Source organism: Candidatus Hydrogenedentota bacterium (assembly GCA_013359265.1).
Taxonomy (GTDB): Bacteria; Hydrogenedentota; Hydrogenedentia; order Hydrogenedentales; family SLHB01; genus JABWCD01.
Genome location: JABWCD010000001.1, coordinates 271575 through 288095, shown reverse-complemented (window position 1 = coordinate 288095; position 16521 = coordinate 271575). Strand labels below are relative to the sequence as shown.

The window sequence follows — 16521 nt, the reverse complement described above, 5'->3', positions numbered from 1 at the left end:
CGGTGTGCCGGACGAAAACCGGCGAAGGAGCTAGACCATGGCATTGACAGGCAAAGTGCTCGTCGCGCAAGGTGGCGGGCCTACCGCAGTAATTAATCAGAGCGTTGTCGGGGCGGTGTTCGAGTCGCGCAAGTTTGCGGAAGTAACGCGCGTATACGGCGCGCTCCACGGCGTGCGCGGTATTATCAACGAAGATTTCATCGACCTGACCGAATGCACGACGCAAAACCTGCTCGATGTCGCGGCGACGCCGTCGTCGGGACTTCTCTCGACACGCGACAAACCCGACGCGGAATACTGTAAGAAAATATTCGAGACGTGCCGCGCGCACGATGTCCGCTTCTTCTTCTATTGCGGCGGCAACGACAGCGCGGATTCATGCCGCATCGTGTACGAGGAGGCAAAAGCCGCGGGCTACGAAATGCAGGTCGTTCACGTGCCCAAGACAATCGACAACGATCTGAAGGTAACGGACCATTGCCCGGGCTTTGGCAGCGCGGCCAAGTTCGTGGCGCAGGCGTTTGCGGGCGTTAATCTCGATAATCGCGCGCTGCCGGGGGTCTACATCGGCGTCGTTATGGGGCGTCACGCAGGTTTTCTCACTGCCGCGTCGATCGTCGCAAAGCAATACCCCGACGACGGTCCACACCTGATCTACCTGCCGGAACGTCCGCTGACAAAGGAAAAGTTTCTAGCGGACGTGCAGGCCCAATACGAAAAGTATGGCCGCTGCGTCATTGCGGTCTCCGAAGGTATAGTCGGCCCGAGCGGTAAAGCGATCGCCGCCGAATTCACCAATGAGAAAGACGCGCACGGCAACGTGCAGTTGAGCGGGACCGGCGCGCTCGGCGATCTGCTGAGCGAGTGGGTGAAGAGCGGCACCAAGATCAAGCGCGTGCGCGCCGACACGCTCGGCTACCTTCAGCGCAGCTTTCTCGGGTGCGTCAGCGAAGTCGATCAACGCGAGGCCCGCGAAGTCGGCGAAAAGGCCGCGCAGTACGCCATTGGCCACGGCCAGAGCGGGTCCGTCAGCATCGTGCGCGTGGGCGACTATGCCGTCGAATACAAGCTGTCGCAATTGAAGGACGTCGCGCGCGAATCGGTCCACATGCCCGATGCGTTCATCAACGCGGAGGCAAACGGCGTGACAGACGCGTTCGTCAAGTACGTGCGCCCGCTCGTCGGGCCGATGCCCACATTTGCGCGGTTCTCAGCACCCAAGGTCGGGAAAGTCCTCAACGCGTAATTGATGGTTTCTTTGCCGCGAAAGCGCGGTGGCCGAGACAATTTCGACCGCCGCGCTCTTTTGCTTAATCTGACTTTACGCCAAGTACCGTGCGAAATCGGTCCTGGAACCGGAGTGTGCTGACGTCCGCGTACCGCGCCGCCATCTCACGCAGTCCCTGGTCGATCTGGTCGTCGGAAAACGTTGACAGCAGTGACATGTACTTCGACCTGACCATTTCGAAATAGGTGCCCTTCGGAATGGCATGATTGTAAGTAAGCTCACCAGTCCTGACCGCGAACCCCGCGGACTGCATATCGCCGGCCAGCGTCTCGGGGTCTGCATGCCAGCTCACGGAGCGTTCGAGTGCGGCGTCAAACAGCGGATAGTCGATTTCGGGCGGTACGCCGACCAACAGGAGTCTGCCCCGGCTCGACAGTCGTCGACGCAGGTTTTCGAACAGCGCGACACGGTCGCGAACGTGGTGGACCGACTCCTTCATCAGGACTTTGTCGTATGCCATCGTTTGTCGCGAGAAGATCAGCGCGTCCATCATGATGGTGCGAATGCCTCGGTTTTGCGGAACCTGCGCGAGCATTTCGATGAACGGATCCACGGCCAACACGGGTTGATTGAGGTTAACACGATTGGCTATCTCAATCGTGAACATTCCCGTGCCGCAACCGAGATCGACGAAGCGATCCTCGGATCGTAAATCGAGTGCCTCTATTACGCGTGCCGAGACTGCCGCGACAAAGTCGGATGAATAATAGAGAAACCGATCGTAGTTGACGGCGAGCCGCCTGTAGTGCCGCTCCACCGTCCGGAAATCCTGATGGCGTGGCCAAGATTTTACCGCTGCCTCGCACATGTTACACCTCCAAAACGGCCCGCAAGAATTCGCGGGTGCGTGTTTCCACCGGACTCGTAAAGATAACCTCCGGCGGTCCCTGTTCGATAATCCTCCCATGATCGATGAAGACGACACGGTCCGATATTTCGCGGGCGAACCGCATCTCGTGCGTTACAAGGATCATGGTCATGTCCGTTTCCATCGCAAGGTCCCGAAGCACGGTAAGCACTTCCCCGACAAGCTCGGGATCCAAGGCGGAGGTCACCTCATCGAACAACATTATCTTCGGATACAACGCGAGCGCGCGGGCGATGGCCACACGTTGTTTCTGACCGCCGGATAATTGCGCCGGGTACGCATCGAACTTTTGCGCCAGGCCGACCTTCTCCAAGAGTTGCCTCGCGCGCTGATTCGCCTCGTCGCGGCCAATTCCGAGGACATACACCGGCGCGACGGTCACATTGTCTAAAACCGACATGTGCGGAAACAGGTTGAACTGTTGAAAAACCATGCCGACCTTGCTACGCATCGCGTGCAAGTGCCGCTGTGTTGCGGGGAGCAGGCTTCCATTCTCACGCATGTGCCATAGGAGTTTGCCTTCAATTTCGATTGTGCCGCTGCTGGGCCTTTCGAGCGTCATCAGAATGCGTAGAATGGTCGACTTACCCGAGCCGCTCGGTCCGATTATCGAAAGCTTTTCGCCTGCCGCGACATCCAAGTCGATTCCTCGCAGGACTTCGACGTCACCGAAGGTCTTTGTAAGGCCGCAAACTGAAATGATCGGTGTCATGACGGTCAGCGTGGTCGAATGACGCCCAGGCGCCGTTCGCCCCAACGTACGCACGCGGCCGATCCTAAACTGAGTGCGAGAAACAGCACGCCGACGAGGGTTAGCGGTTCCAGATACCGAAAGTGTTCCGCGCCGGCGATCTTGGCGGTCTGCAGCAACTCCAATACGGTAATGGCGGACAACATGGGCGTGTCCTTGAACATTGCAATAAGATAGTTTCCCATCGCGGGCAATACGGGCGGCAGCGCCTGTGGGATGATGACAAGGCGCCACGTGTCTGCGAAGCAGAGGTTAAGCGCCCGCGCCGCTTCCCATTGCCCTTTGGGCACCGCATCGATCCCCGCGCGATACACCTCGGACAAATACGAGCTGTAGTGGATGCCGAGCGCGAGGACGCCCGTCGCCAGTGGCGACATCGCGAGGCCAAATTCCGGGGCGACGTAGAACAGGAAATAGAGTTGCACGAGCAGTGGCGTTGATCGGACGAATTCCACGATATGCCGGGCGACAAGCGCGATCGGCGCCACGCTTCCGCGGCGGGCAATCGTCCAGACGAGGCCAAGCACCGCCGCCAGCGCCATTCCGAGCACGGTCGCGAATACCGTGACGCGCAGCGCCATAAGCAACTCCGGCAGCACGTTCCATGCGAATGTCCACTCGAATTTCATGCGATGTTTTCCAGATGCCAAGCCTTCGCCAATCGCTGCTCGAGCGCGCGTAAGCCACATACGAGCGCCTGTGCCACGACAAAGTAGATAATCAGCAGCAGCCCAAAAACCTCCACGGTGCGCAGCGTTTCGGAGCGGAGAAGCATGCCGCGAAAGGTCAAGTCGCTTAGCGTAATCAGCGAGACCAGAGCCGTGCTCTTCAATAATTCGATCAGGAGGTTTCCTGCGGGTGGAAGCATGCGGATGAGGGCCTGCGGCACAATGACAATCCATAGGCGCTGCATTGCAGACATATTGAGCGCTGTGGCCGCTTCATACTGGCCCTTGTCCACCGACAACACGGCGCCCCGCACAACCTCCGCGCCGTACGCTCCAATGTTGAGGCCAAGAACCAGGATTCCTGCTACCATCGCCGATAAGTTAATGCCAAGCAGCGGGAGCGCATAGAAAAACCAGTACAGTTGAACAAGCGCGGATGTGCCGCGAAACGTTTCAATGTAAATGCCGGCAAGAACTCGCACCAAACCTTGATGACTCATGCGCGCCAAACCGGCAATCCACGCCAGTGTGGCGGCAACGGCCGCGCCACCAAACGTTAGCGCGAGCGTGACACCGAGCCCACTCAACAGCGACGGTATGAATTCGAAAGCCGACATAGCGGCAAACACACCCCATCAGTTCAGCGCACCGCTCTGTATCTCAGGCGCGCACAGTTCGGCCGCCGTTGTGTCGCCGGGCAGTTCTCGCTCGGTGAATCCAAATGGCGCGACTATCGCCCGATGCTCCGGAGTTCCGATAAAGTTCCTGAGTTCCTCGTTGAACTTGCTCAACAAGTTGACATCCTCCATGCGAAAGCCAAACGCGCCGAACCCGCGTATTGATTTCCCGCCGACGACGGGGTCGGCGAACGGGTTCGCCATTTCTATTCGCGTACTGTTTGTTTTCGCAAGCAAACTTCGGACCGTCAGACTCGTCGCGGCGAATGCGTCGACACGCCCAATCTGGACGGCCTCCAGGCCGCTTGGCGCATCTGGAAACACCACAACGCGTGCGTCTGGAATACCCGACGCCCGTGCATAACCGCGCTCGACGGCGCCGGCCATCACACCAAGCGTCGCGTCCGCGTGTGCGGCGACATCACCGTAACTGTGTAGCGCCTTCGGATTCCCAACCTTCACAATGAATGCCTCGCCGATCGCGTAGCTGGGGTTTGAAAACGCAATCTGTTGGCACCGTTCCGGCGTGATGTACATGCCTGCGGCGATGATGTCAAACCGCTTTGCGCGCAATCCGGGTATTAGCGCGCCAAACTCCGTGAGCACCCCCTCGACCTTGGTCACACCCATGGACCTCATCACCGCGCGCAACACCTCCGGCGCTTCGCCGGTCAGCGTGTCGGTCCTCGAGTCGAGATAGGCGTAGGGCGCCTCGTTCGCATACCCGACGCGAACGACCCCCGTCCTTTGAATTCGTTGAAGGGTCGTCTCGTCATCCACGTTTGGATGGTTCGTCTCCGTATCACATCCGAGAGGCACGGTCATCAGGATCGCAGTGGCGAGCGCTCTCCAATGGCGCATCAATGCATGAACCATGGTCATCGGCCTCACGCCGGCTGGGCGCAGGACTGCTTGCGCAGCAGCGAGAATCCGGACGGCTCGATCACCGTCGGCTCGCGATTGCCGAGGAACCATGGCCGCGGCTTTTTCGCCGCAAACGGCTCCACCAGCATATTCTCGACGCTGTTGTACACCGCAAAAACGTTGGTGCGCGGGTACGGCGTAATATTGCTGTTCGACCCGTGCATAGTATTGCAGTCGAAGATGATCATCGACCCCGCGTGCAGCATCGGAGCGGCGATTCCCGCTTCGTTGATGAGCCGTTCCAGTTGCGCGTCCGACGGGACGCCGTACTCCTGTTTCTTGAGGGACTTCAAATAGTGGTCATCCGGAGTGCGGCCCATGCACTGTATGAATTGCCTGTGCGACCCGGGAATGAGCATCAGCGGACCGTTGAACTCGTAGTTGTCTGTCAGCGCAATGGAACAACTTACGGCCCGCATCGACGGCATGCCGTCTTCCGCATGCCATGTCTCGAAGTCCGAGTGCCAATAGAACTCTTTGCCGCGAAATCCGGGTTTGAGGTTTGCGCGTGACTGGTGCAAATAGACATCACCGCCGAGCAGTTGCCGCACAGCCCGAACCACCATTTCGTGGCATACAAGTTTCGCGAAAATCTCGCTGACCGTCTGTACCGCGAAAATAGAACGCGTCTCCCCGCTGGTCGGTTCCGTAATCGCGAGTTCCGATTGACGGATCCGTTCACTGCGGCGGAGCCGTTCGCATTCGTCGCGAAGCACGGCAATCTCCGCCGAATCGAGCAAGTCCCGCATCACCAAGAATCCGTTGCGCTCGAACTCGTCCAGCATCCCGCGAGACAGCGGACCGTCTTCGGTGCCGTATACGACAGGATCGACCCGCGGCACGACGCCCGCCTCGCCATCCACGCGGCTCGGATATTTGTCTACGCGTGTTCCCATCGGTTCTTACCTCCACGATTCGCCGCTACTTCGAGCGTACCGGCGCCAGTTCGTCGTCCAACAGTGGGTATCCGCCGTGTTCGTCATGGTTCTCCCGTCCAGAGCAGGGAGGATTAAACACGCACACAAGGCGGAGCTCGGTAATCGCCTTAAGGACGTGCCGGTCGTGTTTGTCCAGAGCGTATAACGTACCCGGCTTGACGACATGAAGAGCGCCTGAATTTACGTCCTCCAACTCGCCGTTACCCTCGATGCAGTACACCGCCTCCAGATGGTTCCGGTACCACATCTTCGTACTCGTTCCGGCGTAAATGATCGTCTCGTGCATCGAGAATCCCATGCCGTCCTTTTTCAGGAGCAATCGCCGGCTGACCCACGTCGGCGCGTGTATTTCGCGATCACTGTTCCGTACTGAGTCGAGAGTTCGTACGATCATGATTCGTACTCCATTGGCACAGGTGCTCTCGATTCGTTACTCTCCAATGCTTCTACAAGTGATGCCTCGAGAATGCAGAGCCCCTCGGCCATGTCGGATTCCTCGATCGTCAGCGGGGGCAGAATCTTTAAGACGTGATCGCGCGCACCGCACGTTTCAACTATGAGACCGTTTCGGAACGCGGCGTCGCGAACCTCGCCTGCAAGGCAGATCGGCGAAAACTCGATTCCGAAGAATAGCCCGCGCCCGCGCACGCCGACGATACTCGGAAACCGTTCGCGCAACTGGTGCAGTCGTTTGCCCATGTACCAGGATTTCTGTTGGACCTGCTTACTGAAGCCTCGATTGGTCCAGTACCGCCCAATCATTTCCGCCGCAGTCACAAAAGCCAAATTATTGCCACGAAAGGTCCCGTTGTGCTGCCCCGGCTTCCAGATGTCGAGTTTGCGCTTCAACAGCACGACCGACAACGGAAGGCCATAGCCGCTTAGCGATTTTGAGAGTGTAATGACGTCAGGCGAGATGTCGGCGTCCTCGAAACTGAAGAACGTTCCTGTCCGTCCTACGCCCGCCTGTATGTCGTCTACGATGAGGACTATACCGTGCATATTGCACAGGCGCTCGAGCCTCCGCAGCCAATCGAAGCTCGCCTCGTTCACACCACCCTCCCCCTGAATGCACTCCACGATGACTGCCGCTGGAAAATCGAGGCCGCTGCTTGGATCGGTGAGCATCCGCTCGATGAAGGCGATCGTATCGACGTGTTCGCCGCAGTACCCGTCATACGGCATGAACGTCGTGTTGCACAGAGCGACGCCCGCCGCAGAACGAAAATGCGCGTTTCCGGTCACGGCGACGGAACCTAGCGTTACGCCGTGGAAACCGTTCGTGAATGCAATGACGTTTGTGCGGCCGGTGTAGTTGCGCGCGATCTTTAGGGCCGCCTCGACGGCGTTGGTGCCGGTCGGTCCGGTGAATTGCACGCAATAATCCATCTCCCGCGGCCGTAGAACAATCTGGTCGAGTGCCTCGAGGAATCGCCGCTTCGCGCTGCTGTACATGTCAAGACTGTGGACGATTCCGTCCTGTGCGATATATTCAAGGAGCGCCTTCTTCAAGTGTGGATTGTTGTGTCCGTAGCTCAGTGTTCCCGCGCCCGCGAGAAAATCGATGAATCGGTCGCCTCGTTCGTTGAACAGCGATGCGTTCTGCGCACGTGTAAACACGGTCGGATAGGCGCGGCAGTACCCGCGCACGTTCGATTCCACGCGCTCGAAAACCTGCGTCGATTCCGCTCTCGTACGAATTGCCATTGAACTACCCATCACGGCATTCCCCTTGTTACTGCTATTCAACGTGCAGCGGGCCGATGCGGATGAGCTGCTCGGGCTCGTGATTCCCTTCCGGGAAATGATCCGCAGTGAATAGGGCCCGTCGCTCGACCGCAAATCCACGGCGTTGGGCGAATCGTAAGAAAAAGCGATTGGACGAAAAATTGGACGGGGTCACACTGGCCTCGATGAATCGGACGTCTGATAGGCCATGGCGAGAAATCAGCGCCGCCAGCATCATGTCTCCGAGACCTTTGCGCCTGTCGAGTGGGTGGACGGCAATCTGCCAAATATACAGCGTGTCCGGCCGTTCCTGAATTCGGTACCCGCCGATGAATCCCCGAAGTGTTCGCCCATTCCGTGCGACAACGCTCGTCTGGGCGAAATGCGTACACAACAGTAGGTACGCGTATGGCGTATTGACTTCGAGCGGCGGCGCCATCTGCACGAGCCGCCATACCTCCGCAGCATCTTCCGTGTGAGGCGCATGGAGCCGCACTCTCGCGTCGGCAGCGCTGCGCGGCGAGGATTGGGTGCATTGAGTATCAATCATTTGTATACATGTTATCATAGAAGCAATGATTATAACACAAATTAACTGAAGACTCAATTGATCGGCTCGAGTTGTGTACATTGCTGAAATACAGTCGTTTACGTCGACGATGCAGTCGGCCGCTTTACGTCACCAACATCGAGAATGGGAGATGCGTCAATGTCGCGCGCCTCCATCAGCTCCACCACGCGCTCTAGGGAAAGGGCGATTCGGTCGCGCTCGTCCGAATCCAATCGTCCGAGCCGTTCGACAAACCGATCCTGCAGGGGGGACGGCGCCGCTCTGGCTGCTTCGATGCCCAGCGTCGTCGCCGCCACGAATACCAGTCTGCGATCCTCTGTACTGCGGTCTCGACGAACGAGCCCCTTGGCTTCCAGCCGATCCACCAAGCCAACGACTGTGCTGCCGCTGAGGTGAATCTGTTCGCTGATATGTGTCGAACTGACAGGACCTTCTTCGACGACGCACATTAGCGCAAGCAGTTGGGGTACGGTGAGGTTGTGGGTCGTGGCCAACTTGCGCGAATGGATGTCGACCGCGCGAATGATTCGGCGCAACGCACTCAGTATGCGCAAATCCTCCCTACCGGAGTTGGATGGTTTCCGTACTGAAGTTGAAGGGGTCTTCATATCAGGGGCCTTAACTTGCCGCAAAAGAGAATACCGCTAATCGCGCTGAAAATGCACAGAAAGCGATTTAGATGGGATGCAAGAATTGGACTACAATCCGCTGTCTTCAATGGCTTGGAGTTCGCGCAGTTTCCGCGCGAGCACCTGGTACTGTTCGGGTGAATTGATCTGGCTGCGCACCTTTTCGGGCAGGTAGCGCTGGTCGGACGATTCAAGAATCGCGGCGATGAGCTGCAGTTCGTGGGCCTGGCTCCGCAGACTGCGGAAGTTGTCGATGACTTCCTTGACCAGTGCCGCGTCGATCGGACGGTTTTGGATCAACGATTCGCGACGCACGCGCGTGAGGACGCTTTCGATGTCCGCCCCGCTCAACGAAGGAGTAGCGCTCAGGTCCGGCAGTGATTTTTCGTCAAGCGGCAACTTCAGCTTCTTCGCCATCGCAAGGAACATCTCGCGCCGATCATCCACGGTCTCGGGATAGAAAAGCGGAATGTGCTCCTCGCAGCGCCCCTGCCGCTTAAGATCGATCGGCAACAGGTCAGGCCGGCACGTGAGCAGGAACCAGATAATCTTGCCGCGGTACTGCGTGTTGCCCATTTGCGAGGCGAGTTGCGCGAAGACCCGCGCGCTGGTGCCCGAATCGCCGCTCGCGGTGCGATCGCCAACCGCGGCGTCCGCCTCGTCCACAACGACGGCAATGGGGCCAAGTTCGCGCACGACGAACAGGATGCGTTCGAGGTTCGCTTCGGTTTCGCCGACGTACTTGCTACGGAAATTCAGAATCGTGATACACGGTATGCCAACCGAGCCCGCATAGCATTGCGCAAGAAAGGTCTTTCCTACTCCGACCGGTCCGCAGATGAGATATCCCATCGGCACGGCATCGTGCTGGCCCTGCTTCACGAGTTTTGCGTCGTTGACGAGGCGTTCCTTCGCCGCCGCATGGCCGGCAACCATGCTCAAATCGAACTTGGGTTCGACGAACTCGATAAGGCCGGGCAACTGCGCTTCCATCAAGTTCTTTTTGATTGTGGAGAGTTTCGCGGTCGAAATCTCGGCGGTGTCTTTCTGGGGCACTGCTTCTTTCACGGGATCGACGCCTTCGGCGGGCGCGCTCGCGCGCGTGGCGAGGCGGAGCATGGCGTCGAAGTTCGTGAGCGTTAGGCCCGCGCTCATCTTCGCGAGGCGATCCGCATCGTTCGCAAGCGCGGAGTATTCGCTCGTCACAAACAGCTTTCGCTCGTCATACGTGGGCAACTCGACGCCGATCTCCTCCGTGTAGGCGCTCTGGACGAGCGAACCGTTGAGCCGCGCGAGACTCTCCGTCATTAACACGAACACGACGTTCACACTGCGAATAACGGGGCTGCGCGCCCAATTCAGCAAGGTGGCGAGGTGCGTCGTCGGACGATCTTCCGTCGCGCAGATAAAATCGGCGTAATCGATCAACACCGCCACTTTGCGCGACGCAGCGTCGTCCGCGGCCAATAATAGATTGATAAGGCGATCGATCAAACGAAACGCCTGTCCGGGTTCGAGCACGGACTCGATGGTCCCGCCCATGATCTTGCCGAAGAGCGCGTTCATGCGCGTCAGCCGCTTCGCGTCGGCGCCCGCGTACACGCGCAGTCCGCGGCCGAGGTCGTAGTGGAGCACGATGTCGTACGTTCCGAAGAGGCGCGTTGCGAGAAAGTCCGACAGCGGCTCGAACGCCGCATTGCCGTTCTCGGCGCTGGGCACCATGTCGCCGACGTTTCCGTGGAGAATGAACATGCTCGACCCGCCGGCGAGGTAGGTCTCCTCGAGGCGGTTTACCCAATCTGGCCAAGTGCGCGACGGCATCGTGTCCTTTCTACAACGGTGGTGCGAGTTCAGCCGCAGGTTGCCTACGACCTGTTTTGCGCAAGCCCGTTAGCGGCGCTGTTTCACGAGCGGTGGCGGTTCCTGCCGCTGCAACAGGGGCGGCGGTTCTTCGCGCGACATTAACACGGGTCCCACGTCCAACGATTGCATCGCCTGTTCGGTGGCGGTAATGCCGTCCGTAATGCCGTCCACCTGGGCCGAGAAGTCCGCGGCATCGCGCGTGTTGATCGCCATCTCGCTGATCGCGCTCACCTTCTGCTCGATGCGGTCGAGTTCGAGCGACAGGAATTCGCGGTTGTCCACGGCGCGGTCGTAGTTTTCGAGGCGTTGGTGCAGGGTCGCTACCTTGTCCTGCAGCGAGCGCAACATGTTCTCGTTACGCTTCGCGGCTTGAGCTTCCTTCAACTCCGCCTCGCTTTCCGCGTGTTGCCCGGCGAGGGATTCCCGGCTGGTGCCTTTCAGAAACCGGTCCAGCGCATCGACGCTGTACAGCAGCTTCAGGAACATCCACAGCAGCCGCTCGAGTGACGCGGTCTGAAGTTCCGATCGTGTCGAGGAGTCGCCGAGTTGTAATCCGCGGAATTGCTTTGCCAGGTTGTCGAGGTGCAGGCACCTGTCGCGCAGCGACTCGTACCGGCGCCACATCTCGGGCTTCAATCCGGAACGAATCTGGCGCAGCAGCTCGTCCGAGGATACGTTTTGAACGGCGATGGAGCGTCCCGAATATTTGCGCGCATCCACGGACTTGCGAAATCTGGGGTGGGTAGAGAGCAGACCCAGGTACCCGATCTCCGCGGCCGCGACCAACGGAATGAACATGTCCGGCTGGCCGGACAGAAACGCGAAGACAATGCCCGCCCCGAACGCGAGCAGGTTCCACCGCCACGAAAACGCCGCGGCGACGTATTTCGCGAAATTGGACTGGGGCGGTCGGCGGTTCATGTCTTCCCTTCTTCGAGGCCATCCAGAATCTCGCGGACATGATAAACCGTTTCAAGGAAAGACTTCTCGCGGATGATGAGCCGGGCGGGGCGGTCGGGAGGAGAGATGCGGAACTGGTGAATGATCGTGCCCGGTGAGTTGCTGAAAATGTAACAGCGGTCGCCGAGAAACACGGACTCGTTAACGTCGTGCGTGATGAAGAAGACCGTGGCCTGGACCTCTTTCCAAAGTTCGATCAACAGGTCCTGCATATTGTGCCGCGTGGCCGGGTCGAGTGCGCCGAACGGTTCGTCCATCAGGATGACGCGCGGCTTGAGGATCAACGTGCGCGCAATGGCGACGCGCTGCCGCATGCCGCCGGACAGTTGGTGCGGATACTTGTACGCGTCCTTCACCGGGTCAAGCTTGACCTTGCCGATCCATTCCTTCGCAAGTTCGTACCGCTCGCGCTTCGGCACGCCGCGGCATTCGAGGCCGAACGCGACATTGTCGAGCACGGTGCGGTTGTCGAAACTCGTATAGTCCTGGAACACCATTCCCCGGTCGGGGCCGGGGCCGGTAATCGGGTTGCCGGACAACAACACGTCGCCGCGCGTCGCGGGATGGTGCGGGCCGAGCCCAGCGATTAGGCGAAGCACGGTGCTTTTCCCGCAACCGCTCGGCCCGAGTATTGCCACGAACTCGCCATGCCCCTCGACATCCTCGACGCTGAACGTGACGTCGCGAATGGCCGTGAACGCGTTCTTCGTACCGGCGCTGAACGTCTTCGTCACACCTTTGAACTCGATGATGGGGGCGGCGCCCACCTTCGCGGCGCCGCGCGGGAATTCGGTGATGCTGCACGGAGGCAAGCCTGTCACGGCGCCCGCCATTAGTGCTCTCCAATTCGCTTATAGGGAAAACACCAGCGCTGAACAGTCAGAAGAGCGCGGTCGATTCCAAAAGCGAGCAGCGCAATCAGGATCAGCGAAAGATAAATGTGCTCGCGCGGGCCTTGTCGCTGGCTAAGGTTGATTATCGCGCCGAGACCCTTCTCCGCGTTGATGACTTCGGCCAACATGATGTAACCGAACGCGAGACCGAACAGCAACCGCAGGCTGTTCACGATGTCGGGCATGGCCAGCGGCAGCAGCACTTTCTGCACCGCCTGATAAGCAAGCGGCGGGAACCACAACAGGAACCCGGCGGCAAACCCGACGATTGTCACTTCGGCTAGTCCAATGCGCCAGGCCGAAATCAATTCGACGTCGTTTGGCCCCGGCCGCTGCGCCAGCGCGTAGTACGCGATGCCGAACACCGCGCCGTATGCGAGGCCAAGTACTACCGCGACTTTTCCGCCATGTTTGGGAACGAACTGCGCGCCAAGCGTATACGCGGCGTCGAGGTAGCTGTCCGGCACGTCTTCGATCGAGCGCACGGTATCCGCGAATATAAACGCCACCGACGCGAGGAAGATAAACATCACCTTCTGCAATTCGTCTAGGCCAAACCACATCAACGTCAGCGGAATGAGCGCGGCGATGGGGATGTTGCGCCCGAAGATCGAAAGGGGCCGCAGGAACGCGTTCAGCCGAAGAAATGCGCCCGCACAAACGCCTAACGGCACGGCAATTGCCGCCGCGAGCGCAAACCCGCCGAGCACGCGGCCCAAGCTCGCCATGGCGCTCCGCGCCAGTGCGCGGTCGAACCACAATTCGTCTATCGTGTTGAAAGTTTCGGACACGCTCGGCAGCGTGTAGGGATCGACGATGCGGTCTTCGACGCGGCCCGCCGTCACGACATACCACACCGCGAACGCCAGCGCGATACAAACAACGGACATTACCGCGCCTTCGAGTGCCGATGGCCTGCTCCGAATCACGATCCATTCGGCGATCAGCGCGCGCATGCGCCGTAAAGCGTTCATGGCCGGCACCGATCCAATAGCGCGCGGCTATTCGGCCGCTTCCAACGGATACACTTTAACTTCCACGCGGCGGTTTTTCGCCTGATCGAGCGGGTTTGTCGGATCGGCCGGCACGTCCCACCCAAGGCCCGTGGAGCTGAACTGTTTCGGATCGAGCGTTGGGAATTTGTTGATGAGGGCTTCTTTCACCGCGTTTGCGCGGTGGTCCGAGAGTTCCTTCACCAGGTTCGCGGGGACCTTGCCCTTCATGCTGCTGTCCGTGTGGCCTTCGATGATGATGCGTGCCGCGCCGAACTGGCCCGCGAGCTTGCCCACTTCTTCGAGCACGAAGTCGACGTTCGGGTCGTACATCTTCTCGACGTCTCTGCCGTTCTCGGTAGCCGTCACCTTCTTATACAGATCGTAGCTGTTCGGGTAGAAATGGAACGTCACGACCTTGGTGAGGATTTCGCCGCTCTCGGCCTTGATACTTTGCACCGTTTTTGGCGTGAACTGGACCTGGTACTCGTTCTTGCTGTTCGCGTATTTCTCTTCGCCGCCCAGCTTCTGGATGATCGAGAAATCCATCACCTTGTCGAACGGCACCGGCGAACTGACCTTGCCGATGTGGCGATACAAGTAATACGCCGTATTCCATGTGCGCTCGAAATTCGCCGGGTTGTTCGCGTTCATGAAGAAGTCGCGGTTCTCGGCGTAATTCGTCGAGTGGGCGTCGCCGAGCATCGCAAGGCATTCGTCGCCGGGTATGTTGTATAGCTTCGACATGTGGCCGGCCGCCTGCTGTTTGCCCGCGTCGGTCTTCATCATCTCCATGCCTTCAAAAATGCCGCGCACAAGGCCTTCGCAGATGTCGGGGTGGTCTTTCGCAAAGTCCGCGCGCGCGAACCACACGTCCGCGATGAGTTTATTCGCGGTCGCGGTCGTGACAAGCAGATGGTTCGACGGAATCTCGGTGAGGTTGTAGATGTCCGGCGCCCAGCTTACGCAGGCCGCAATGTTCTTGTCTGTGTTAAACGCCGCCGCCGCCTGGAATGCATCCAGCGTATACATGAACGTCACTTCGGCGGGCTGCACGCCGCCGTTGATCAACGCGTTCAATACGAAGAACTGGCTCGGCGAGTTCTGTGCGAGCACGACCGTCTTGCCGCGAAGATCGGCGATGGTCGGGCGCTGCGGGTCCTTCGCGGCGCTGCGGCGAATGACGATGCCGTCACCGCCGTTCGACCAGTCCACCTGCTGAAACACGCGCGGCATGATGCGGCTGTCCTTTTGCAGGTCTTCCATGAAGAGCGGGATCATGTCGAGTGTGCCCCAACCGACGTGGAGCCTGCCTGCCGCGTAGGCGTCGCGCATATCGACCGGATTGTCGATCAAGACCAACTCGACCTTGAATGGCTCGCCATTCGGCGTTGTCCAGAGTTTGCCCGGGCCTTTGCCTTCGTTAAACAGCACGATCGGCGCCCAGCCGGCCCACACGTTCAGCGCGAATTTCACGGTGCGGTCCGCAAGCGGTTCGTATGAACTCACGCCGCTGACGGGCGGAAGCTTCTCCGACGCCACGAAGTTGTATTCCTTCACCGTCGTGACGGCATTGGAATCCGGTGCTTCGGCGCCTTCGCCGGTGTCAGGCGCAGGTGTCGTAGCCGGAGTCAAGGCCTGCTGCAAGTCACCCGGAGCGATCGGCGCCGTTTGTTGCGGCTGCGGCGACTGCGGCGCGGGGAAGAACACGTCCCGCAAGCCATATACGGCGAGGCCCGCAACAACGAAGAAAAGGACTACGTAGAACGCCGTCTTGGGACGGCCACCGGGTTGGTCGCTCATCGCAATACTCCTTCCTGCAATTACTGGCTTGAGTTACGTGTCAGACTGCTTGCGCTTACAGACAAGGCCGCCAGCCCAGCCTGCGGCGCGGGAATAGCACCGGTATTACGAGCCGATCTGTTTCTCGACTTCTTTCAACGCCGCTTCTTTCTGTTCGGGCGACGATTCGGGTTGCTCGCTCCCCAAGGTCTTTTCGCGCGGCTGGATGCCCGCGGTTTCCGGCGTTTTCAGGCCCATGTCAACCTCGAACTGGCGCAACAGGTCTTCCGCCTGCTGTTCTTCGACGCGGCGCTCCGCCTCGATTTCCTGAATGCCCTGGCCCGACAAATCGGCGGCGACTCGCACCTTCGCGCGGTTCGTGTCTATCTGGCGCTGGATGACGTCTTCAAGTTGGCCGAAGTCGGTGGTGATGTCAAAGTTGAGACTCTGCGCGAGCTTGCTGACTTCCGCTTCCGCCGCGCTCATCTTCAGTTCGGCGTCGTACTTGTGAATCTTGTTCTGAAGTTCGTTCAGCTTCTTGGTCGCGTGCTGGATCTTCGTAAGATAGTTTTCGTAGCTCGCCTCGTGCAGCTTGAGCTGCTCTTCGTTTTCTTTCAGCTCGTCCTGCGCGCGCTTCAATTCGATCGCGAACTTACCCGCCGTGTCGCGGTCGTTCACCGAAAGGTAGCTCTTCACCTTCGCCGTGAGGTCGGTAATACGTTTTTGGTCGTTTTTGACTTGGCGCGAAACTCGCTCGACAAGCGCGCGGTATTGCTCGAGGCCGGTGCGCCCTTCCTTGAGTTGTTCGACGGCGTTGTCGTACTCGAGCTGCATCTGGGCGATGGGGTCCATTTCCCAGAAGAAATTGGCCAGCTTGTTCACCTGCGCAATCAACGCCCGCCAGACTTTGCCGAACATAGCGTTTCCTCTTTTCCGCTTGCCCGCGTGCGCCGCGCAACCCGCCGCACCACGCAGACTGCCTCAATCTA

The 16521-nt window shown here is 59.2% G+C and carries 17 protein-coding genes; 1 reads left to right on the top strand and 16 read right to left on the bottom strand.

Going from position 1 to position 16521, the window contains the following annotated elements; genetic code table 11:
- Positions 1–37 precede the first annotated feature (37 nt).
- Positions 38–1246, top strand: coding sequence for a 6-phosphofructokinase (locus tag HUU46_01145; protein NUM52224.1), 1209 nt, complete (start codon positions 38–40; stop codon positions 1244–1246).
- Between the two features lie 64 nt (positions 1247–1310).
- On the opposite strand, the gene HUU46_01140 is transcribed toward HUU46_01145, so the two are convergent.
- The 16 genes from HUU46_01140 to HUU46_01065 all read right to left on the bottom strand — a co-directional run bounded on the left by HUU46_01140 (position 1311) and on the right by HUU46_01065 (position 16450).
- The gene (locus HUU46_01140) at positions 1311–2096 is read right to left on the bottom strand and encodes a class I SAM-dependent methyltransferase (protein NUM52223.1); all 786 of its coding nucleotides are present in this window, start codon (positions 2094–2096) and stop codon (positions 1311–1313) included.
- A 1-nt stretch (position 2097) separates the two neighbouring features.
- Positions 2098–2859, bottom strand: coding sequence for an ectoine/hydroxyectoine ABC transporter ATP-binding protein EhuA (gene ehuA, locus HUU46_01135; GenBank protein NUM52222.1), 762 nt, complete (start codon positions 2857–2859; stop codon positions 2098–2100).
- A 14-nt stretch (positions 2860–2873) separates the two neighbouring features.
- Positions 2874–3536, bottom strand: a complete 663-nt coding sequence (gene ehuD, locus HUU46_01130) for an ectoine/hydroxyectoine ABC transporter permease subunit EhuD (GenBank protein ID NUM52221.1) — start codon at positions 3534–3536, stop codon at positions 2874–2876.
- Positions 3533–4192 carry an ectoine/hydroxyectoine ABC transporter permease subunit EhuC gene (gene ehuC, locus HUU46_01125; protein ID NUM52220.1) on the bottom strand — a complete coding sequence of 220 codons (660 nt, stop codon included), beginning with the start codon at positions 4190–4192 and terminating at the stop codon, positions 3533–3535. The genes ehuD and ehuC overlap by 4 nt, the downstream gene beginning before the upstream one ends.
- An 18-nt stretch (positions 4193–4210) precedes the next feature.
- Complete coding sequence (gene ehuB / locus HUU46_01120; GenBank protein NUM52219.1) at positions 4211–5134, bottom strand: ectoine/hydroxyectoine ABC transporter substrate-binding protein EhuB; 924 nt, start codon at positions 5132–5134, stop codon at positions 4211–4213.
- Between the two features lie 5 nt (positions 5135–5139).
- A complete protein-coding gene (gene thpD / locus HUU46_01115; protein NUM52218.1) occupies positions 5140–6072 on the bottom strand; it encodes an ectoine hydroxylase in 933 nt (310 codons plus the stop codon).
- A 25-nt stretch (positions 6073–6097) separates the two neighbouring features.
- Positions 6098–6508, bottom strand: coding sequence for an ectoine synthase (locus HUU46_01110; protein NUM52217.1), 411 nt, complete (start codon positions 6506–6508; stop codon positions 6098–6100).
- Positions 6505–7821, bottom strand: coding sequence for a diaminobutyrate--2-oxoglutarate transaminase (gene ectB, locus HUU46_01105; protein NUM52216.1), 1317 nt, complete (start codon positions 7819–7821; stop codon positions 6505–6507). Before ectB ends, HUU46_01110 begins: the two co-directional genes overlap by 4 nt.
- 34 nt (positions 7822–7855) lie before the next feature.
- The gene (gene ectA / locus HUU46_01100) at positions 7856–8449 is read right to left on the bottom strand and encodes a diaminobutyrate acetyltransferase (GenBank protein NUM52215.1); all 594 of its coding nucleotides are present in this window, start codon (positions 8447–8449) and stop codon (positions 7856–7858) included.
- A gap of 41 nt (positions 8450–8490) precedes the next feature.
- A complete protein-coding gene (locus HUU46_01095) occupies positions 8491–9021 on the bottom strand; it encodes a MarR family transcriptional regulator (GenBank protein NUM52214.1) in 531 nt (176 codons plus the stop codon).
- A gap of 90 nt (positions 9022–9111) precedes the next feature.
- Positions 9112–10863, bottom strand: coding sequence for an ATP-binding protein (locus HUU46_01090; protein NUM52213.1), 1752 nt, complete (start codon positions 10861–10863; stop codon positions 9112–9114).
- 69 nt (positions 10864–10932) lie between these two features.
- Positions 10933–11826 carry a hypothetical protein gene (locus tag HUU46_01085; GenBank protein NUM52212.1) on the bottom strand — a complete coding sequence of 298 codons (894 nt, stop codon included), beginning with the start codon at positions 11824–11826 and terminating at the stop codon, positions 10933–10935.
- The gene (locus HUU46_01080) at positions 11823–12698 is read right to left on the bottom strand and encodes an ABC transporter ATP-binding protein (GenBank protein ID NUM52211.1); all 876 of its coding nucleotides are present in this window, start codon (positions 12696–12698) and stop codon (positions 11823–11825) included. The genes HUU46_01085 and HUU46_01080 overlap by 4 nt, the downstream gene beginning before the upstream one ends.
- Positions 12698–13732 carry an ABC transporter permease subunit gene (locus tag HUU46_01075; GenBank protein ID NUM52210.1) on the bottom strand — a complete coding sequence of 345 codons (1035 nt, stop codon included), beginning with the start codon at positions 13730–13732 and terminating at the stop codon, positions 12698–12700. The genes HUU46_01080 and HUU46_01075 overlap by 1 nt, the downstream gene beginning before the upstream one ends.
- A 27-nt stretch (positions 13733–13759) precedes the next feature.
- Positions 13760–15553 carry an OmpA family protein gene (locus HUU46_01070; protein ID NUM52209.1) on the bottom strand — a complete coding sequence of 598 codons (1794 nt, stop codon included), beginning with the start codon at positions 15551–15553 and terminating at the stop codon, positions 13760–13762.
- A gap of 105 nt (positions 15554–15658) precedes the next feature.
- Positions 15659–16450: a PspA/IM30 family protein gene (locus HUU46_01065; GenBank protein NUM52208.1), complete on the bottom strand. Its 792-nt coding sequence runs from the start codon at positions 16448–16450 to the stop codon at positions 15659–15661.
- Positions 16451–16521: the final 71 nt, after the last annotated feature.

Excerpts from the sequence above, each read along its gene's own strand:
- HUU46_01145 (NUM52224.1), top strand. The coding sequence starts at position 38 with ATGGCATTGACAGGCAAAGTGCTCGTCGCGCAAGGTGGCGGGCCTACC.
- HUU46_01140 (NUM52223.1), bottom strand. The coding sequence starts at position 2,096 with ATGTGCGAGGCAGCGGTAAAATCTTGGCCACGCCATCAGGATTTCCGG.
- ehuD (NUM52221.1), bottom strand. The coding sequence starts at position 3,536 with ATGAAATTCGAGTGGACATTCGCATGGAACGTGCTGCCGGAGTTGCTT.
- ehuC (NUM52220.1), bottom strand. The coding sequence starts at position 4,192 with ATGTCGGCTTTCGAATTCATACCGTCGCTGTTGAGTGGGCTCGGTGTC.
- ehuB (NUM52219.1), bottom strand. The coding sequence starts at position 5,134 with ATGACCATGGTTCATGCATTGATGCGCCATTGGAGAGCGCTCGCCACT.
- thpD (NUM52218.1), bottom strand. The coding sequence starts at position 6,072 with ATGGGAACACGCGTAGACAAATATCCGAGCCGCGTGGATGGCGAGGCG.
- HUU46_01110 (NUM52217.1), bottom strand. The coding sequence starts at position 6,508 with ATGATCGTACGAACTCTCGACTCAGTACGGAACAGTGATCGCGAAATA.
- ectB (NUM52216.1), bottom strand. The coding sequence starts at position 7,821 with ATGGCAATTCGTACGAGAGCGGAATCGACGCAGGTTTTCGAGCGCGTG.
- HUU46_01095 (NUM52214.1), bottom strand. The coding sequence starts at position 9,021 with ATGAAGACCCCTTCAACTTCAGTACGGAAACCATCCAACTCCGGTAGG.
- HUU46_01090 (NUM52213.1), bottom strand. The coding sequence starts at position 10,863 with ATGCCGTCGCGCACTTGGCCAGATTGGGTAAACCGCCTCGAGGAGACC.
- HUU46_01085 (NUM52212.1), bottom strand. The coding sequence starts at position 11,826 with ATGAACCGCCGACCGCCCCAGTCCAATTTCGCGAAATACGTCGCCGCG.
- HUU46_01080 (NUM52211.1), bottom strand. The coding sequence starts at position 12,698 with ATGGCGGGCGCCGTGACAGGCTTGCCTCCGTGCAGCATCACCGAATTC.
- HUU46_01075 (NUM52210.1), bottom strand. The coding sequence starts at position 13,732 with ATGAACGCTTTACGGCGCATGCGCGCGCTGATCGCCGAATGGATCGTG.
- HUU46_01070 (NUM52209.1), bottom strand. The coding sequence starts at position 15,553 with ATGAGCGACCAACCCGGTGGCCGTCCCAAGACGGCGTTCTACGTAGTC.
- HUU46_01065 (NUM52208.1), bottom strand. The coding sequence starts at position 16,450 with ATGTTCGGCAAAGTCTGGCGGGCGTTGATTGCGCAGGTGAACAAGCTG.